Origin of the sequence: Sphingomonas sp. JUb134 (assembly GCF_004341505.2) — a bacterium.
GTDB lineage: Bacteria > Pseudomonadota > Alphaproteobacteria > Sphingomonadales > Sphingomonadaceae > Sphingomonas.
The window spans coordinates 307,298-326,516 of sequence record NZ_SLYP02000001.1; the positions used below are offsets into that span (position 1 = coordinate 307,298).

Below are 19,219 nucleotides of genomic sequence, written 5' to 3' on the forward strand. Positions count from 1 at the left end.
TGCCTCCCCGTTGCCGCGCCTCGCCGGTGCCGATAAGCTGCTGGCGTGTCGGTTCAGGATAGTGATGTCCTGATCGGAGAATTGTCAATGGGTTTGCGCCCGAGGAGAAACGCGTGTCGGTACCACCCGCCCAGTCCCCGCCGACGCTCGGCGCCCTGCTGCGCGGGCTTCGCTCCCGCGAGGGCTGGACGTTGAAGGAGATGAGCGCGAGGATCGGCATCCCGGTCTCCACTCTTTCCAAGATCGAGCACGACCGGCTGACGCTCACCTATGACAAGCTGCAGCAGCTCGGCCAGCGGCTGGGCATGCGCATGTCGGAGCTTTTCGCGGAAGGCGAAGAGGACACCGCTCAGCCGGTGACAGCCCGCCGCAGCTTAGGCGACATCACCCGTTCCGTGCGGGTCGAGACGCCCAACTACGACTATCACTACCTCTGCACGGAGCTCCGCCGAAAGCGGATGGTGCCCGTCCTCACCACGATCCGCGCGCACTCGTCCGAACAATTTGGCGAACTGGTGCGGCACAGCGGAGAAGAGTTCCTCTACGTCCTGAGCGGCAGGGTGGTGGTGCACACGGAATTCTACGATCCGGTCACGCTCGAGCCGGGGCAGGCGCTCTACATCGATTCGAGCATGGGGCACGCCTACCTGGCCGCCGAGGATTGCGAACAAGCGGAGGTATTGGCGGTCATGTCCAGCCAGGAGGAAGAGTTGATGCAGTCGCTGCTAACCATTCACGAGGAACAGCGACTTGGCACGGGGGCAGTGAACGAGAACGGCCCTACGGATGCCAAGCCCCGCCGCGGCAAGGCCGGCCGATGAAGCGCGCACTCCCGCTGCTCGCCGCAATGCTGGCGATGCCGATCTCCGCCGCACATGCTCAGGACTATGACGCGCGTGTCGCCCGCGTGCTGAAGTCGACGCCGCTGATCGACGGCCATAACGACTGGCCGGAGGCGCTGCGCGAACGCGAGGGCGATGCGCGCTGGACGATGGACCTCAACGACCTCTCGGGCAGTCCGGAACGCTACAACACGGACATCATCCGGCTGCGCCGCGGCAAGGTGGGCGCGCAATTCTGGTCCGTGTGGGTGTCCCCCGACCTTCCGCCCAAGGAGCAGGTCGAGCAGACGCTGGAACAGATCGATCTCGTGAAGTCGATCTGCACGCGCTACCCCCAGACCTTCACCATGGTGCGCACCGCCGAGCAGGTGCGCCGCGCCCACCGCGCGGGGCGGATCGGCTGCCTGATCGGAGTCGAGGGCGGCGGCCAGATCGACGGCAATCTGTCGGTCCTGCGCAGCTATGCGGAGCTTGGCGCGGGCTACCTCACGCTTACCCATTCGCGGACGATCGAATGGGCGGATTCAGCGACCGACAACCCCAAGCACGACGGGCTTACCGACTTCGGCCGGCGGATCGTGGCCGAGCTCAATCGGCTGGGTATGCTGGTCGATCTCAGCCATGTCAGCGAGGCGACGATGCGGGACGCGCTTGCCGTCACCAAGGCCCCGGTTATCTTCTCCCATTCCGGCGCCCGAGCGCTCAACGACCATCCGCGCAACGTCTCCGACGCGGTGCTCGCGCTGGTCCGCGCAAACGGCGGCGTGGTGATGGTGGACTATGCACCCCCCTACGTCTCGGATGCCTACCGCCGCTGGTCGGCGGACGCGGCAGCCGAGAAGACGCGGCTGAACGCACCACCCTATGGCGGTCTCGCGATCGGCCACCCGGAGAAGGCTGCCGCGGCGTATGCGACGTGGCTTGCCGCGCACCCAGCGCCCCGCGTCACGCTGGCGCAAGTCGCCGACCATATCGACCACGTCGCGCGGGTCGCCGGGGTCGACCATGTCGGCCTCGGCTCCGACTTCGACGGCGTCGGCGACACGCTGCCCGACGGACTGGAGGACGTTGCGACCTACCCGGCGCTCCTCGCCGAACTCATGCGCAGGGGCTGGAGCGACGCGGACATCGCGAAGCTCGCGGGCGGCAATGTCCTGCGGGTGATGGAGGCGGCAGCGCGGGTAAAAGGGGAACTCGCCTCCTAAGGAGCGGCCCCGAAGCAGTCACACTGGCAAGGCGGTCGTGTATTTGGTGGTGGCCAGCACGAAGTGCGACGATCCGCCGGCGACGGAGGGGTGGCCCAGCATCGTCTGCATCAGGAACTGGTTGTAGTCGACGACGTCCGCCACGACGACCCGGAGCAGATAGTCCCATTCGCCGGACATGGAGAAGCACTCCACCACCTCCGGCCGGCCCTGGACGAACTCCTCGAAGCTCTGCCGCGCCTCGGCCGCGTGGCTGCGCATGCGGATGTTGCACATCACGTTGACGCCGCGGCCCACGGCTTCCGGGTCGACGAGCCGGACGGTGCGACCGAGGATGCCGGCCGCCTCCAGCGCCTTTACCCGCCGCCAGCAGGAAGCCGGAGACGCTCCGACCTCCTCCGCAAGCTGGGCGTGGCTGAGCGTCGCATCCTCCTGCAACAGCCGGACGATTCGGCGATCGACCGCATCCATCGTGCGATCCTGTTTCATGTTCTTGCCGATCCTCGCGAAACCGTTTCAGCGGAGTCGATAAAGCCGCTTCGAATGATGAGCAATCATCGGCGTTGGGTGAGATCGTGTCGGCATGAGCGAGGATCCGGGCACACCACCGGCGGGCGCCGCCAAGGACTGGACCATCCCCCAGCGGTGGGAATCCTACACGCCGGAAGACCACGCCACCTGGGACAGGTTGTTCGAGCGCCAGGCCCAGCTTCTTCCCGGGCGCGTGACTCCGCTGTTCCTGCAGGGCCTGGACATCCTGCGCCTCTCCAAGCCCGGCATTCCAGATTTCGAGGAACTGTCGGAGCGGCTGATGAAAGCGACCGGCTGGCAGGTCGTGGCGGTGCCCGGGCTCGTCCCCGACAGCGTGTTCTTCGATCATCTCGCGAACCGGCGGTTCGTTGCCGGCAACTTCATCCGGCGTCCCGACCAGCTCGATTATCTCCAGGAGCCCGACGTCTTCCACGACGTGTTCGGCCACGTCCCGCTGCTCACCCAGCCGGTTTTTGCCGATTACATGCAGGCCTATGGCCAGGGCGGCCAGCGCGCGGCGGCGGCGGGCACGATCGCAAAGCTCGCGCGGCTCTACTGGTACACGGTCGAGTTCGGACTGGTCCGGTCGGGTGATGCGCTCCAGCTCTATGGCGCCGGCATCGTCTCCTCCTACGGCGAGTCGCAGTTCGCGCTCGACGATCCCTCGCCCCACCGCATCCGGTTCGATCTCAAGCGGGTGATGCAGACCCGCTATCGCATCGACGACTACCAGCAGAGCTACTTCGTCATCGACAGCTTCGAGGACCTGCTCGACCAGACGCTGAACACCGACTTCGGCCCGATCTATGCCGAACTGGCGGACGCCGCCGACATCGAGACTGACGCGGTCCTGCCGTCCGACCACCTCTACACCCGGGGCACCCAGGCCTACGCGCAAGGGAAGCGCTCCGCATGAGCTGCCTTCCGCGGCGATGCCGCCCCTCCCCATCTTCCAACGCTTCGAAAGGCTTTGCATGACCACGCAGAACAATCCGCTCGGCCTCGATGGCTTCGAATTCTGCGAGTTCACCTCGCCCGATCCGGAACAGCTCGGCCACCACTTCGAGCAGATGGGCTTCGTGCCGACGCACCGCCATCCGGCCAAGCAGGTCACCCGCTACAAGCAGGGGCGCATCAACCTCCTGCTCAACGCCGAGCCGGAGGGGCAGGCCGCCGAGTTCCGCGCCGCCCACGGCCCGTCGGCAAGCGGCATGGCCTTCCGCGTCGCCGATCCCCGTGCTGCCCGGGACCATGCCGTGGCCGAGGGCGCAGTGGCGGTCGACGCCGGGCGCGGCACGCTGGGCACCGACGCCTGTGCGATCGAGGGGATCGGCGGATCCTACCTCTACCTCGTGAAGAGCGGCGAGGATCTCTACGCCGGGTGGCAGGAAGTGCCGGGCTGGCAGGAGGCGGAGGCGCGCAACTCCGTCGGCCTCGACCTGCTCGACCACCTCACCCACAATGTCCGCCGCGGCGAGATGCGGACCTGGTCGAGCTTCTACGGCCGGCTGTTCGGGTTCGAAGAGCAGAAGTATTTCGACATCAAGGGGAAGGCGACCGGCCTGTTCAGCCAGGCGATGATCGCCCCCGACGGCGCCATCCGCATCCCGCTCAACGAGAGTCAGGACGAAAACAGCCAGATCGAGGAGTTCATCCGCGAGTATCAGGGCGAAGGCATCCAGCACCTCGCCCTCACCACCGAGAACATCTACGAGACGGTCGAGAAGCTGCGTGCGCGCGGCGTGCGGCTCCAGGACACGATCGAGACCTATTACGAGCTGGTCGACAAGCGCGTGCCCGGCCATGGCGAGGACCTGGAGCGGCTGCGCCGCAACCGCATCCTGATCGACGGATCGGTCGAGAACGGCGAAGGCATCCTGCTCCAGATCTTCACCGAGAACATGGTCGGACCGATCTTTTTCGAGATCATCCAGCGCAAGGGCAACCAGGGCTTCGGCAACGGCAATTTCCAGGCATTGTTCGAATCGATCGAGCTCGACCAGATCCGCCGCGGGGTCATCAAGGTCGATGCCTGATTCCGGAACGGTAGGCTTGCGGAGCAACGCGGCATGACGATGCACACGCCCGCCGGGGCGCATACGGGCGCCGCCTATGTGCCCGGCTTCGGCAACCATGTCGCGACGGAGGCGGTTGCGGGTGCGCTGCCGATCGGCCGCAACAGTCCGCAGCACGTGCCCTTCGGCCTCTATGCGGAGCAATTGTCCGGCACCGCCTTCACCGCCCCGCGCGCGGAGAACCGGCGCTCCTGGCTGTACCGGCTTCGCCCCGCCGCCCAGCACCCGGCGTTCGTGCGGTCGGCCGCGGCCCCGCGCCTGCGCTCGGGCCCGTTCGCGGAGGTGCCGCCGTCGCCCAACCGCATGCGCTGGGATCCCCTTCCCTGGCCGGAGGTCGCGACCGACTGGCTCGACGGCCTCGTGACCTATGGCGGCAACGGCAGCCCCGATGCGCAGACCGGGGTCGGCATCCATCTCTATGCCGCGACCGCCGACATGGCGCGCGCCTTCTTCTCGGCCGACGGCGAGCTGCTGATCGTGCCGCAAGAGGGCCGGCTGTCGATCACCACCGAGTTGGGCCAGATCGACATCGCGCCGCTCCAGGTGGCGCTGATCCCGCGCGGCATACGCTTCCGGATCACGCTGCCGGATGGGCGGGCGCGCGGCTATGTGCTGGAGAACTATGGCGCGCTGTTCCGCCTGCCCGATCTCGGTCCGATCGGCGCCAATGGCCTTGCCAATCCGCGGGACTTCGAGACGCCGGTCGCCTGGTTCGAGGATGTCGATACGCTCTGCACCGTCGTCCAGAAGTTCCAAGGTGGGCTCTGGGAGACCACGCTCGATCACTCACCGTTCGACGTGGTCGCCTGGCACGGCAATCTCGCGCCCTGCCGCTACGACCTGACCCGCTTCAACACGATCAACACGGTCAGCTTCGACCATCCCGATCCGTCGATCTTCACCGTGCTGACCAGCCCCAGCGACACGCCGGGAACGGCCAATTGCGACTTCGTGATCTTTCCGCCGCGCTGGATGGTGGCCGAAGGCACGTTCCGCCCGCCCTGGTTCCACCGCAACGTGATGAGCGAGTTCATGGGGCTGGTGACCGGCGCCTATGATGCCAAGCAGGGCGGGTTCTCGCCGGGGGGCGCCAGCCTGCACAACCAGATGAACGGGCACGGGCCCGACCGCGCGAGCTATGACAAGGCAGTCGCCGCGGAGCTCGCGCCCCACCGTATCGAGGACACCATGGCCTTCATGTTCGAGACCCGGCACGTGGTCGCGCCGACCCGCTGGGCCACCGAGACCCCGACGATGCAGTTCGACTATGATGAGGTTTGGTCCGGTTTTGCCAAGGCGGAGTTGCCGCGTTGAGCTGGACCATCGACGAGACCCACGACCCCGCCCGGACGAGCTGGGTGCCCGGCGCGGATGACCACCCCGAGTTCCCGATCCAGAACCTGCCCCTCGGCATCTTCTCGACCGGCGGGGCGCCGCGCGGCGGCATCGCCATCGGCGACCGCATCCTCGATCTCGCCGCACTTGCGGAGAGCGGGCTGCTAGAGCGCGAAGCGCAACACGCTGCCGTCGCGGCCTCCGGCCCGACGCTGAATGCGTTGCTGGCGCTCGGTGCGGCGCCCCGGCGCGCACTCCGCCGGACGGTGTCGGCGCTGCTCAGCGACCCGGCGCAGCAGGACGCCGTCTCGCGCTGCCTGTACCAAGCCGCGGCATGCACGCTGCACCTTCCGGCGGCAGTGGGCGACTACACCGACTTCTACGTCGGCATCCATCACGCGAACAACGTGGGTAAGGTATTCCGCCCCGACAATCCGCTGCTGCCCAACTACAAATATGTGCCGATCGGCTATCACGGCCGCGCCTCCTCGGTGCGCGTGTCCGGCACGCCGCTGGTGCGCCCATGTGGCCAGCTCAAGGCGCCGGACGCCGACGTTCCCGTGCGCGCACCCACCCGCCGGCTCGACTTCGAGCTGGAGATGGGCGTTTGGATCGGCACCGGCAACGCGCTCGGCGAAACCATCCCGATCGGAAGCGCCGGGGAGCATGTCGCGGGTTTGTCGCTGCTCAACGACTGGTCGGCACGCGACATCCAGGCATGGGAATATCAGCCGCTCGGGCCCTTCCTGGCCAAGAACTTCCTGACCACGGTCTCGCCCTGGATCGTCACCGCCGAGGCGCTCGCCCCCTTCCGCACGGCGCAGCCCGCGCGGCCGGCGGACGACCCCGCTCCCCTGCCCTATCTGCTCGACGCCGGGGATCAGGCGGAGGGCGCGCTTGCCATCACGCTCGAAGTGACCTTGGCCACCCAGGCGACGCGCGCGGCGGGCATGGCGCCGGTCCGGCTGAGCCGCAGTGCCGCTACCCACATGTACTGGACGATCGCCCAGATGGTCGCGCACCATGCCTCCAACGGCTGCGATCTTCGCCCGGGCGACCTGCTCGGCACCGGCACCATCTCCGCGCCGACGCGCGAGGGCCTCGGCAGCCTGCTCGAACTCACCCGCGCCGGTGCGGAGCCGATTGCGCTGCCGACGGGGGAGGTCCGCAGCTTCCTGGAGGACGGCGACGAACTCACGCTCGTCGGACGTGCCGAGGCGCCGGGCTTTCGCGCGATCGGCTTCGGCCCGTGCACCGGCATCGTGCTGCCTGCGATCTCGGCGTGATCCGCCTGCACGGCTACTGGCGGTCGAGCGCCGCCTATCGCGTCCGCATCGCGCTCAATCTGAAGGGCCTCGCCTACCACCAGGTGCCCCATGACCTGCGCACCGGCGCCCATCGCCACCAGAGCTATACCATGCTCAACCCGCAGGGACTGGTCCCCGCCCTGGAGACCAACCAGGGGGTCGTGACCCAAAGCCTCGCCATCCTCGAGTGGCTGGAGGAGACGCACCCGGCGCCTGCCCTGCTCCCCGCGTCCGCGCGGGGCCGCGCAACCGTGCGCGCCATGGCGGGGCTGATCGCCTGCGACATCCACCCGCTCAACAACCTGCGGGTGCTGACCACCCTGCGCAGCGAGTTCGGCGCCGACGAAGCGCAGGTCTCCGCCTGGATCGGGGGCTGGATCAAGGAAGGGTTTGGCGCGCTGGAGACGCTGGTGGCGCGGCACGGTGGCCGGTACGCCTTTGGCGACACGCCCACGCTCGCCGACTGCTGCCTCGTACCCCAGGTCTATTCGGCGGAGCGCTTCGGCGTCGATCTCTCCCCCTTTCCCAGGATCCGCGACTGCTCAGCCGCAGCCCTGGCGCTCGAGCCGGTCGCCGAAGCCCGTCCCGATCGCCAGCCGGATGCCGACCCCGCATGAGCGATCTTGCGCGCCTTTCCGCCACTCCGGCCGGCATTGCCCTCTGCGCCCTGGATCTCCTTGCGGAGGGCACGGCCCGCAACATCGTGATCGAGACCCGGACCGGCCGCTTTCACGGCTTCCTGGTGCGGATCGGCGACCAGGTCCGCGGCTACGTCGATCGCTGCCCGCACGCAGGGCTTCCGCTCGCCCAGACGCTGGACGCCTACCTGACCCCCGACGGCCGCTTCATCAGCTGCAGCTGGCATGGCGCGCTGTTCGAGCCGGAGACGGGCGCCTGCGTCGGCGGACCGTGCGCCGGACAGCGCCTCACCTCTTGGCCAGTCACGGTACGTGATGGGCGGATCGTCACCTGCTGACCGGAACCGCAGAGGCCGTTTGACCAGGAGCCCGGCTACCGCGGGTTGGCGCTCACCCCGCATCGGGCGTGGTCACCCGCCTTGCAGGCGGCGACATCGGCCTGCCAGCGCCGGCGAGCGGCCTCGGCAGCGGCAACCTGATTCGCATAGTTGGTGAGCGCCTCGTCATGGAGGCGCTGTTGCTCGCGATACTGCGCCAGCCGCGCCTCCTGCGCCTGCCGGTCCGCGGCGATCCGCTGCGAGTCGGCCTCGGCCAGGACGCGCTGCGCTGCATTGGCTTCCCGCACCCGCGCCGCCTCGGCCTCCGCAGCCGCGCGCGCCTCCGCATCGTCGGCGATGACCATTTCCGTTTGGCCAGAGCGAGAGGCATCGGCGCGCTGCGCCTCCTCCACCGTCGGCAGGTCGAGCCTCAGCCCGCCGCTTGCGCGATCCTGTTGCGGAAGGGCGCTCGCCGCCGTCGACACCATCCATAGCGCTGCAACCGCAAGCGTGACCCTGTGCTTGGGGACCATCACCCCTCCTGATCGAAGTTCAACATCGCCTTAGAGGGCTGGTCCTGTGAAGGGCGGTGACAAACCAGGCCACAGGACCGCCGGCGCAGTGCCGTCGGGGGCGGAGTAAAATCCGGCCAGTTGGTAAGCTGCTCCCTTTGCGGAGCGGCGGGGATGTTTGTCGTGGAGAGCTACGCAGCGGTCAGACGGTTTGTATTTGTCGAGGGGCATAGTCGCCGGGAAGCGGCGGAGGTGTTCGGGCTGAACCGGGATACGGTACGCAAGATGTGCCTGTATTCGGCGCCTCCTGGATACCGCCGGACGAAACCTCCGACCAAGCCGAAGCTCGGGACGCTGCTACCGGTTATCGACGCAATCCTGGCAGCCGACCGCGAGGCGCCGGGCAAGCAGCAGCACACGGCCAAGCGGATCTTTGAGCGGCTGCGCGACGAGCATGGCTATACGGGCGGCTACACGATGGTGAAGGACCATGTGCGGCTGTGCAGGGCCCGCGGGCGCGAGACCTTCGTGCCGCTGGCGCACCCGCCGGGGCATGCACAGGTCGACTTTGGCGAGGCGGTCGCGGTCGTCGGCGGGGAGCGGATGAAGATCCACTATTTCTGCATGTCGCTGCCGCAGTCGGATGCCTGCTTCTTCAAGGCGTATCCGCGCGAGACGACCGAGGCGTTTCTTGACGGGCACGTGTCGGCATTCGCGTTCTTCGGGGGCGTGCCGCTGTCCATCCTCTACGACAACACAACCATCGCCGTGGCAAAGATCTGCGGCGATGGAACGCGCGAGCGCACACGCGCCTTCACCGAGTTGGTCAGCCACTACCTGTTTCAGGACCGTTTTGCGCGTCCAGCGCGAGGCAACGACAAAGGCAAGGTCGAGGGGCTGGTGAAGTTTGCGCGCAACAACTTCATGGTGCCCGTGCCGGTCGCTGCCAATTTCGATGTCCTGAACGCCAGGTTCGAGGAGTCCTGCCGTACGCGCCAGGGCGAGCATGCCGGTCAGCACGCGCAGACCATTGCCGAGCGGCTGGCGGCAGACGTATCGGCATTGCGCACGCTGCCGTCCGTACCACTGGAGCCATGCGAGAAACGCGCGGCGCGCGTGTCGTCGACCGCGATGGTGCGCTACCGGACCAACGACTATTCGGTGCCGACCGCGTACGGCTACCGCGACGTGATGGTGAAGGGGTTCGTCGACGAGGTCGTCATCATATGCGCGGGCGAAGAGATTGCCCGGCACGCGCGTTGCTACGACGAAGGCGTATTCGTCTCCAACCCACTGCACTATCTCGCGCTCATCGAGACCAAGCCCGGTGCGCTCGACCAGGCGGCAGCCCTTCAGGACTGGAACCTGCCGGACATCTTCCAGCATCTGCGCCACCTGCTCGAGGCCCGGATGGGCAACAAGGGTAAACGCGAGTTCATCCAGGTGCTGCGGCTGCTCGAGGCGATGCCGCTTCCCATCGTCACGGATGCCGTGACCGAGGCAGTCCAGTTGGGCGCACCTGGTTTTGACGCGGTAAAACTCATCGCGCTGGCGCGTATCGAGCGCCGTCCGCCGCGCCTGGATTTAGCGGCGTATCCGCACGTGCCCAAGATGGACGTCAAAACGACGTGCGCGGCCGACTATGCGGTGCTGGCAGCATGACGGACAAGGACGCCATGCCGGTGGGCACGACCGCAGGTACGCCACAGGTGCTGCTCGCCCATCATCTCAAACAACTCAAACTGCCAACCGTTCTGCGCGAGTACGAAAAGGTCGCGCGCGAATGCGCGCAAGGCGGGGTCGACCACACGCGCTACCTGTTGCGGCTTATCGAGTTGGAGCTCATCGACCGCGAGCGCCGGACCATCGAGCGACGGATCCGCGCAGCCCGTTTCCCGGCTGTGAAGAGCTTCGACACCTTCGAGTTCACCGCCATCCCCAGCCTGAACAAGATGATGGTGGTCGAGCTCGCACGGTGCGAATATATCCTGCGCCGCGAGAACGTCATTGCGCTCGGCAACAGCGGGACAGGCAAGACGCATGTAGCCCTCGCGCTCGGCCTGGCGGCTTGCCAGAAGGGCTTCACAGTCGCCTTCACTACCGCGGCCTCGCTGGTGAACCAGTTGATGGAGGCGCGAGACGAGCGACGGCTGCTCAAGCTCCAACGCGAGATGGCGGCCGTGAAGCTGCTCGTCGTCGATGAACTCGGCTACGTCCCGTTGTCCCCGACCGGCGCCGAACTGCTCTTCGAGGTGCTGTCGCAGCGCTACGAGCGCGGCTCGACCATCATCACCTCCAACCTGCCGTTCGAGGACTGGACGCAGGTGCTCGCCTCCGAGCGGCTGACCGGCGCACTGCTCGACCGGCTCACCCACCATGCCACCATCCTGACCATGAACGGCGACAGCTATCGCCTCAAGCAGTCCACCGGACGCAAACGTCGCGGGGCGGAGCAAAACCAGGCCAGTGCCCTGTCCGACCCGGACACCGGTGAGATATTATCTTCCTGACCATCAGGCCGAGGACGGCAACGATATGAAAAGGGCCCCGATCGGGGCCCTTTTCATATCGTCAGCGCGCGCCTCAAGTGGCCTGCTTTTACTCCGCCCCGCTGGCCTGGTTTTGCTCCGCCGTTGACATGGTCCGCTTCCTGTCCACGAAGGGAAGTGATCTGGACGCCCATGGGCGCGAGCGAGATTGTCCTCGGCCACGCCGCCTGATCTAGTGCCTGCGGGCTTCCCCCCGACCGGATTCCCGGAGTGTGCCAATGACCATCCGAAGCAGCGACGTCGAAGGCGTCGAGCAGATCATCCTGCCACCGGTGCGCGATCTGGGGGATGGCTTCACCGTGCGTCGCGCGCTGCCGTCGGCGCATCGCCGCATGGTTGGCCCCTTCATCTTCTTCGACCAGATGGGGCCGGCGGCGTTTCGCGGCGGCGAAGGCCTGGACGTACGCCCGCACCCGCACATCGGCCTCGCCACCGTCACCTATCTGCTGGACGGGGAGATCCTGCACCGCGACAGCGTGGGCTCGGTGCAGCCGATCCGGCCGGGCGAGGTCAACTGGATGACGGCAGGCTCCGGCATCGTGCATTCGGAGCGGACCGGACCCGAGCAGCGTGCAGCCGAGAGCAGCCTGTTCGGTCTCCAGACCTGGCTGGCGCTGCCGACCCATGTGGAAGAGGCCGCCCCGGACTTCGCGCACTACAAGGCGCAGGAGATCCCCGTCGCCGAAGCCGAGGGCACGCGGCTGACGCTGATCGCCGGCACGTCGGACGGCATGGCGTCGCCGGTGAAGACCTTCTCCGACCTGGTCTATGCCGACATCCAGCTGGCGCCCGGTGCACGCTATCAGGTGAAGGCCGAGCATATCGAGCGCGCGATCTATGTCGTCGAAGGAGAGCTGGCGGTCGTGCGACAGACCGGCACCTTCGCCACCGGCGAGCTCGTCCTGTTCAAGCCGGGTGCGGAGATCGTCGTGCAGGCACCCCAGGGTGCGCGCCTGATGCTGATCGGTGGCGAGCCCTTCCCCGAACGCCGCTACATCTTCTGGAACTTCGTCTCGTCGCGCGAGGAGCGGATCGAGCAGGCCAAGGCCGATTGGAAGGCGCAGCGGTTCGCGCCGGTGCCCGACGAGGACGAGTTCATCCCGCTCCCGGAGACGCCGGCCTCGGTGCGCTACCCATGATCGTCGTATCCAGGCCGCGCACTTAGGATTACGCCGCGTCTTCCGCCGGGCAATAGTCCTGCAGGAAGGTGGCGTGCGGGGGCAGCAGCAAAACCTGCTGGGCTACCCGCGCCTTCATGTCCGCGAGCACTTGGCGCAGGCGCGGCGCACCCATGATCTCGCCCATGCGGTGATGATGATGCGGCAGCGATCGCTGGCCGATCATCACCTGTGCCCAGGAATCGACGCGGAACAGGTCAGCGCCATCCTGGTATGCGATGCCGCCATCGCGGAACAGCGCGATCCGATCGCGCAGCGACTCCGGAATCTCCATCGCCCGCATATCGCGCCAGAACGGCGTGTCGTCGCGTTCGGTGAGCACATAGTGGAGGATGATGAAGTCGCGGATCCCGTCCAGCTCCGCCGCCGCCTGCGCGTTGAAGCGCCGTGCCGCCGCCGCGCAGTCGCCGGCGAAAGGGAAGAGCTGAAGCAGCCGCGTGATCGCGATCATCACGAGGTGGATGGCAGTGGACTCGAGCGGTTCGACGAAGCCGCCGGCGAGCCCGAGTGCGACGCAATTGCCTCGCCATGCCTCGGCCCGCCGCCCGGCACGGAAGCGGATCAGCCGCGGCTCGGCGACGATCTCGCCCTCGATGTCGCGGAGCAGTTGCGCACGCGCTTCATCGTCCGAGAGGTGGCGGTTGTCGTAGACGAAGCCGTTGCCGACGCGATGCTGGAGCGGGATGCGCCACCGCCACCCCGCGCGATGGGCGATGGCGCGCGTATAGGGGCGGGCGGGCTCGACGGCGCGCGTCTGCACGGCGACGGCACGGTCGGTCGGCAGCCAGTGCCCCCAATCCTCGAACGGCGAGCCCAGCGCCTGCCCGATCAGCAGCGCGCGGAAGCCGGTGCAGTCCAGGAACAGGTCGCCTTCGATCCGCTGACCCGAACGCAGCACCAGGGCAGTGATGTCCGCGCCATCGCCCTGCTGCTCGACCCGCTCGATCATCCCTTCGACACGGCGGACGCCGGCCTGCTCGGCGATGCCGCGCAGGTGGCGCGCGTAGCGCCCCGCGTCGAGATGATAGGCGTAACTGAGCTCCGGCACCTTGGCGCCGATCCCGAAGCGCCCAGCATCCGCCGCCTGGAGCTCCAGGCAATATTCGCCGAAGTCTCCGCCGAAGCCCTGGTCGCGCGCCTGCAGCCAGAAATGGTGGAATGCGCCCATCCAGGTCGACTGGCCGGTCTCGCCGAACGCGTGGATGTAGCGATCGCCCTTCTGCGCCCAGTCCTCGAACGCGATGCCGAGCTTGAAGGTGGCACCGGTCTCCGACATGAACCGCTGCTCGTCCAATCCGATCAGCCGGTGGAAAGCCCGCGCGGTGGGGATGGTCGATTCGCCGACGCCGATCGTCCCGATCTCCTCGGATTCGACCAGGGTGATGTCGAGCAGCGCACCCAACTGCTGGGCAAGCGCGGCGGCGGCAAGCCAGCCGGAGGTGCCCCCGCCTGCGATCACCACCCGGCGGCGCTGCGGGACATCGGTTGGGGTCATGGTGTTCACCTGTTCAGACGCTGCATCACTTGCGCGCGCAGCCGGCGCGCGGTGCGGTCGTCGAGAGGCGCGAGCGGGCCGCGGGCGTGCGGGGGCAGGTGCTCGCCTGCGCGGCCTCCGGGCCCGAAGACATAATAGTCGAACAAGGCGCGCCAGCTCTGCTTCTCGTGCTCCGGGCGGTCGCGCAGGCTGAGCAGCGCATGCAGCAGCGTCGTCATGGGCGTATCGGCGAACGCGGGTGCCTCGTTCCACCAATAGTTCACCATGACGTTGAAGGGGTCGAGCGCCTCCACCTGGTGCCACCACAGCGCCGGATAGACGAGCACGTCCCCGGGTTCGAGCTCCGCCACCTGCGCCGTCGCCAGCGCCTGCCGGAATCCCGGGTAGCGGGCGTGATCGGGTGCGCGGAAATCCACCATGCTGACGACCTGCCCACCCGGGGTCGGCTCCAGAGGCCCGGGATAGAGGTTCGCGACCTGGTCCGGCGGGAACAGGGTGAAGCGCCGTCGGCCGACCAAGGGACAAGCAACGTTGTTCGACATGTCCCAGTGCGCCGCGGCCGTGGTCCGGTTCCCGATCCAGATGCTCGCAAGCGGCGCTTGTGCGCCCGGCAGCGCACCATCGGGCACCACGGGATTTTCTTCGCGGAACCCGGGAAGGTAGATGTCCAGGTCTGTCGAGCCGACATAGATGGAAGGCGCGTCCGCCTGTCCCATGCCGTCGCGGATCCGCTCCAGATAGTGGGCCAGAGGTGCGCGTCCGCCCGCGAAGTTCATCGCGCTCAGGTCTTCGTTGTAGAAGAAGCGGCCGCCGATGGCAGGATCGCCGACGAAGCCGACCACGCCGCGGCCCGCGTCGAAGCGCAGGAGATAGGCCATCGCCGCCTCGACGCCCTCACGTCCCGCGGCGAGCAGCGGCAGATGCTGAGCGGCACCCTTGAGCACGACCGGCTCCCCCGCATCGACCAGCGCCTGGTAGTTCACGTTCCCATGCGGTCCTTCGATCACGCGGACCGGGGACAGGACGCCAAGGGCGGTCACGGCAGGGGCGACCGACGGTTCTTGCTATTGATCAGCCGGGCGACATTCGCAAGCGAGGACACCGCCCAGAACGCCGCCTGCAGGAAGCCGCGTTGGTGCAGGCTATGCAGCGCCGGTCCCTCCAGCGCGCTCAGACGCTCCGCATCGATCGTGAGGAAGCCGTCGAGCGTATAGCGCTTGGTCTCGCTCAGCGTCACTTCCAGGGCGATCGGCTGGATCAGGCCGTGCGCCTCGAACGCCTCGAACATCGGATCGGCGACCAGGACTCCGGCGTGGATCCGCCTGAGCACGCCCGTCATGGCGTCCAGATAGGGAGAGTTACCGCCGTGGGGCAGGAAAATCGCCTGTGCCTGCGCGCCGCCGACCCGGGGATGGTCGAGGTCGACGTGGATCATCGGTTCCGCCTCCGCGCCATCTTCCGAAGCCTGGAGCCCGATGGAAAAAGGCCCGCGCTGGTGCAGGGCGGGCACGTAGCGACCGTCCCAGACGCCATCACCGAGGAACAGGTTCTCGTCGCGGTCGAACCCGAGCAGCAGCACCGACTGGAGCCGCCCGTCGTCGCCGCGACGGAACAGGATCGGGTATTCGCGCTGCGCCTCTTCCCATTCAGTCGGGAAGACCAGCGTCTGGTTCACCGCGTCGCCGAACTCCGGGCCGTGGCCGATCGCGACCGTGAGATCCGCGTGGTCGACATTGTTGAGGAGGACGATGTTCGTCACGTTGCGCCCTTTGCGGCTTGCAAGCGTTCGCGCCGCAGCCGCGGCATCATGCGGGCGCCGGTGCTTGAGTGCAATCCGCCCAACGACGATGGGGCCGCCTCTGCAGACGGCCCCATCTTCTTCAAGCTCCGCGCTCAGAAGCGGAAGCGGCCACCCAGCAGGAACCGGCGCTGGAGTTCCTGCGCGAACCAGAGCTGGCTCTTGCTGCGGGCATAGGTCCGCAGCGACTCCTCGGTCAGGTTGATGCCTTCGAACGAGACCGCGAAGTTGGGCGTGATGTCGTAGCTGATGTTGAGATCGAGCTGCCCGAACGGCTCGGTGAACTCCGGATTGCGCGAACCCTGGCGGTTGATGCCCGACAGGAACTTGTCGCGCCAGTTGTACGCCACCCGGGCCGACAGGCCGTTCTTGTCGTAGATCAGCGTCGCATTGAACGTGTCGGAAAGGCCGAGCAATGCGAACTGGTCCTGCGACGGGCTGGCACCGATGTTGAACCCGACGTCGCCACGCACCAGCGTATAGGCGGCGCCGATACCGAACCCGGTCGATCCGAAGAAATGCTGCCCCGCAATCTCGAGGCCGTAGATCTCCGCATCGCGGTTGTTGACCGGCTGGGTCACCTGGAACTGGTAGAGCACGTCGGTGCCGTTCGCCACGACGTCGCGCGCGCTGTTGATCTGCTTGACGAAGTCGTCGTTCAGCGAGCCGGTCGTGGTGTTGTAGTTCGCCTGGAACGCGGCCGTGGCAGCGGCGACCGAGCCGGTCTGGTCGATCAGCGCCGTCAGCGCGAACAGGTTCACGTCGCTCTGGTCGGCACCCAGTGACTGCAGTGCTGCGCGTGCTTGGCCGGACCGGGTGCCTTCGGCGCCCGAGCTCGGGTCACGCAGGCCGAACAGTTCCGAGGTGAACTGCCCGTTGCCGATGAAGTTGCGCACGCGCTTGTCGAACAGGCCGAGCGAGATGTAGCTGTCCGGCTTGTAATACCATTCGATCGACGCATCGAAATTGTCGGATTCGAGCGGGATCAGCCGGGCGTTGCCGGTGGAGCCGGTCGCGACGCCGCCGTTGGCGATCGGGCGCGGCGGCCCGCCGACGCTGGTGGAGGTGAACAGGCTGCCATATTCCGGCCGGGCGATCGTCTTGCTGTACGACACGCGGCCGATCACGTCGGGACGCAGCTCGACCTGGAAATCGATCGAGGGCAGGAAATTGTCGTACGAGCCGCCGTCCGTCAGGAAGCTGTTCTCGTTCGAGATCACGACGGTGAAGTCGTTGTCCGACACCCAGTTGATGGCCGCCGGCACTGCGACCAGCGAGGTCGATTCCGAATCGGTGTGTTCATAGCGCAGACCGCCGACCAGCGTCGCCGGGCTGTTGCCGATGTCGCCCTTCCAGGTGACCTGGGCATAGAGCGACCAGATCTTCTCGCGGACGCGATTGTCCTCGTTGCTGGTCGTGCCGATCGCATTGCCTTGCCCGGCGTAATAGGGCGAGAGGATCGAATAGATGTTGGCCGCATCCCCGCGGAAGGCCGTCTGCGAGTCGGGATCGTTCCCCGGATCGAAGGCGTTGAACTTGCAGACCAGGCAGAAGGTCTGGAGTGCGCCCGGCGCCAGCCGCTCGATATCGCCGGGGCTGGTGATGCCCCAGTCGCCGAGCGTCTGCTGGGTGGCCACGCGGGTCTGCCGCATGCGCGTGTCGCGATAGTTGCCGCCGAAGTCGACGCGGCTGCCTTCACCCAGGTCCCAGCCGAAGTCGGCACGCACCTCCTTCACCGTCTGGGACTGGGACGACGCATAGGTGCGCCCCATCTGCGACCCGACTTCGGCGAGGGTGAGCGGGCCGTTCAGGGTGACGTCCTGCTTGGGGATGTCGCCGCTATAGTCGACCGAATGCTCCGTCACGACGTTGGCGCCGATACCCACGAGGGTCGAGCTGTTGCCGTTGGGATTGTTCGGGCGGCTCCACGCCTTGCTGTAATGGCCGTCAAGGTTGAGCGAGAAGTTGTCGGCGATGTCCCACTTGCCGTTCAGGCCATAATCCTGGATCCGGCTCTTCTGGCCGCGGTTCTGCGCCTCGAAGCCTACGTCCTTGGCGCCGTTGATGGTTTCGTGGAGGTAGGTGGCGGTCGCAACGGTGGGGTTGCCGTCGAACTGCACCTCATCGAACGGCCGGCTGAACCAGTTCGACAGGTCGGACCGGACTTCCTCCTGGGTGTTCTGCGCGAACAAGGTGTCCGCGGTCAGCGTCAGCGTCTCGACCGGCCTGAACTGGAACACCGCCTGGCCGTTGATGCGCTCGCGGCTGCCCTCGGCATAATGGTAGCGGCTGTCGTTCGGGACGCCCACCAGCTGGTCCGGATCGGAAGGTGCGCCGGTGATCTCGGTGCTGCCGTCCGCCTTGACGAACCCGCCGCTCAGGAAGGTGCTGTAGGGAATGATGTTCCAGTCGTTGGACGTCGCGCTGATCGAGGTGAAGTTGCGCTTCTGGTAGCTGCCGAACAGCGACACGCCGAAGCGGTTGGTCGGATTGGCCCAGCTGACGACGCCGGACAGTTCGGGCGTCACCTTGGATCCGCAATCCAGGCAGCCGTGGGTGCTGGTGTCGTAGAGCGCCTTGGCGCCGATGCTGCCGGTGAGACCGCCCTCGCCGTCGAGAGGTCGGCGGGTGACGATGTTGATGGTCGCGCCGATGCCGCCGGTCGGGATCGAGGCGCGGCCGGTCTTGTAGACCTCCAGCGTCCGCACGCCTTCGGAGGCGAGGTTGGAGAAGTCGAACGAGCGGCTCGATCCTTGCGCGCTGTCCGAATTCTGGTCGCCGCCGACCACCTGCACGTTGGCAGTGGCGAGCTGGCGCCCGTTCAGGGTCACCAGATTGTAGCTTGGCCCGAAGCCGCGCACCGTGACCTGGGAGCCTTCGCCGTTGGTGCGGTTGATCGACACGCCGGTGATGCGCTGGAGCGACTCGGCGAGGTTGGTGTCCGGGAACTTGCCGATGTCCTCGGCCGAGATCGCATCGACGATGCCGGTCGAGTTGCGCTTGATGGCGATGGAGCGCTCAAGGCTGGCGCGGATGCCGGTGACGACGATGTCGCTGCCGGTCGAGTCCTGATCGGTCGACGCGGCCTCCGACGTGGGCGCCGCCTGCGGCGACGTCAGCTGGCCGGCGTCGCCCGCCGGATCTGCCGTCGTGCCCGGAGCCGTGGTCGGCTGCGCATTGGTCGCTTCCGCGCCGCTTTGCGTCTGCGCAAAGGCAGCCCCCGAGACCGTCAGACACGTGGCGAGCGCCATGCCGGAAGCCGAGCGCGCGAGCGCCGACGCAAGACCCTTGGCCTTCATCATCATCCCCTCCCTAGTCGCGGTCGCTGACCGCGTATGCTTTTCCGGTCGTACGCCGGCTATGTGACCGCTATCGTAACGCCAGTTCTTCGGCTTTCACAAGCGCTTTCAAGACCAGCGGGAGCAGTTTTCTTGAAC

Annotated in this window: 17 protein-coding genes; 11 read left to right on the forward strand and 6 right to left on the reverse strand. The window is 67.1% G+C overall.

Annotation, left to right across the window (positions count from 1 at the left end; all coding sequences use genetic code 11):
* Positions 1-113: 113 nt before the first annotated feature.
* Positions 114-821, forward strand: a complete 708-nt coding sequence (locus EDF69_RS01320) for a cupin domain-containing protein (protein ID WP_132883384.1) — start codon at positions 114-116, stop codon at positions 819-821.
* Positions 818-2,047, forward strand: coding sequence for a dipeptidase (locus EDF69_RS01325; protein WP_132883385.1), 1,230 nt, complete (start codon positions 818-820; stop codon positions 2,045-2,047). Before EDF69_RS01320 ends, EDF69_RS01325 begins: the two co-directional genes overlap by 4 nt.
* Before the next feature lie 18 nt (positions 2,048-2,065).
* On the opposite strand, the gene EDF69_RS01330 is transcribed toward EDF69_RS01325, so the two are convergent.
* On the reverse strand, positions 2,066-2,536 hold the full coding sequence (locus tag EDF69_RS01330; protein WP_132883386.1) for an Lrp/AsnC family transcriptional regulator: 471 nt from the start codon (positions 2,534-2,536) through the stop codon (positions 2,066-2,068).
* Between the two features lie 94 nt (positions 2,537-2,630).
* Between EDF69_RS01330 and phhA the strand changes: the two genes are divergently transcribed.
* From phhA to EDF69_RS01355, 6 genes are read left to right on the forward strand one after another with little or no spacing between them, the layout of a single operon-like run.
* Positions 2,631-3,494, forward strand: a complete 864-nt coding sequence (phhA, locus tag EDF69_RS01335) for a phenylalanine 4-monooxygenase (protein WP_132883387.1) — start codon at positions 2,631-2,633, stop codon at positions 3,492-3,494.
* Positions 3,495-3,552: 58 nt separating this feature from the next.
* Positions 3,553-4,614: a 4-hydroxyphenylpyruvate dioxygenase gene (hppD, locus tag EDF69_RS01340; RefSeq protein ID WP_132883388.1), complete on the forward strand. Its 1,062-nt coding sequence runs from the start codon at positions 3,553-3,555 to the stop codon at positions 4,612-4,614.
* Positions 4,615-4,647: 33 nt separating this feature from the next.
* A complete protein-coding gene (gene hmgA / locus EDF69_RS01345; RefSeq protein WP_132883389.1) occupies positions 4,648-5,967 on the forward strand; it encodes a homogentisate 1,2-dioxygenase in 1,320 nt (439 codons plus the stop codon).
* Positions 5,964-7,274 (forward strand): fumarylacetoacetase, encoded by a 1,311-nt coding sequence (gene fahA, locus EDF69_RS19490; RefSeq protein WP_239555233.1) that lies wholly within the window; start codon positions 5,964-5,966, stop codon positions 7,272-7,274. Before hmgA ends, fahA begins: the two co-directional genes overlap by 4 nt.
* On the forward strand, positions 7,238-7,912 hold the full coding sequence (gene maiA, locus EDF69_RS19495) for a maleylacetoacetate isomerase (protein ID WP_339537574.1): 675 nt from the start codon (positions 7,238-7,240) through the stop codon (positions 7,910-7,912). The genes fahA and maiA overlap by 37 nt, the downstream gene beginning before the upstream one ends.
* Positions 7,909-8,271, forward strand: coding sequence for a Rieske (2Fe-2S) protein (locus tag EDF69_RS01355; RefSeq protein ID WP_132883391.1), 363 nt, complete (start codon positions 7,909-7,911; stop codon positions 8,269-8,271). The genes maiA and EDF69_RS01355 overlap by 4 nt, the downstream gene beginning before the upstream one ends.
* 35 nt (positions 8,272-8,306) lie before the next feature.
* On the opposite strand, the gene EDF69_RS01360 is transcribed toward EDF69_RS01355, so the two are convergent.
* The gene (locus EDF69_RS01360; protein ID WP_132883392.1) at positions 8,307-8,783 is read right to left on the reverse strand and encodes a hypothetical protein; all 477 of its coding nucleotides are present in this window, start codon (positions 8,781-8,783) and stop codon (positions 8,307-8,309) included.
* A 153-nt stretch (positions 8,784-8,936) separates the two neighbouring features.
* On the opposite strand from EDF69_RS01360, the gene istA reads away from it, so the two are divergent.
* The 3 genes from istA (at position 8,937) to EDF69_RS01375 (ending at position 12,450) form a co-directional block, all read left to right on the forward strand.
* Complete coding sequence (gene istA, locus EDF69_RS01365; RefSeq protein ID WP_132884630.1) at positions 8,937-10,424, forward strand: IS21 family transposase; 1,488 nt, start codon at positions 8,937-8,939, stop codon at positions 10,422-10,424.
* 14 nt (positions 10,425-10,438) lie between these two features.
* Positions 10,439-11,272, forward strand: a complete 834-nt coding sequence (gene istB, locus EDF69_RS01370) for an IS21-like element helper ATPase IstB (RefSeq protein ID WP_204991410.1) — start codon at positions 10,439-10,441, stop codon at positions 11,270-11,272.
* Positions 11,273-11,529: 257 nt separating this feature from the next.
* A complete protein-coding gene (locus EDF69_RS01375; RefSeq protein WP_132884154.1) occupies positions 11,530-12,450 on the forward strand; it encodes a pirin family protein in 921 nt (306 codons plus the stop codon).
* Between the two features lie 28 nt (positions 12,451-12,478).
* On the opposite strand, the gene EDF69_RS01380 is transcribed toward EDF69_RS01375, so the two are convergent.
* From EDF69_RS01380 to EDF69_RS01395, 4 genes are all read right to left on the reverse strand, one after another.
* A complete protein-coding gene (locus EDF69_RS01380; protein WP_132884155.1) occupies positions 12,479-13,984 on the reverse strand; it encodes a tryptophan halogenase family protein in 1,506 nt (501 codons plus the stop codon).
* A gap of 5 nt (positions 13,985-13,989) precedes the next feature.
* Positions 13,990-14,991 (reverse strand): cupin-like domain-containing protein, encoded by a 1,002-nt coding sequence (locus EDF69_RS01385; RefSeq protein WP_425336663.1) that lies wholly within the window; start codon positions 14,989-14,991, stop codon positions 13,990-13,992.
* Positions 14,992-15,020: 29 nt separating this feature from the next.
* Entirely contained in the window at positions 15,021-15,743 is a 723-nt protein-coding gene (locus EDF69_RS01390; protein ID WP_132884156.1) for a SapC family protein, read from the reverse strand.
* Between the two features lie 134 nt (positions 15,744-15,877).
* A complete protein-coding gene (locus EDF69_RS01395; RefSeq protein ID WP_132884199.1) occupies positions 15,878-19,081 on the reverse strand; it encodes a TonB-dependent receptor in 3,204 nt (1,067 codons plus the stop codon).
* Between the last annotated feature and the right edge of the window lie 138 nt (positions 19,082-19,219).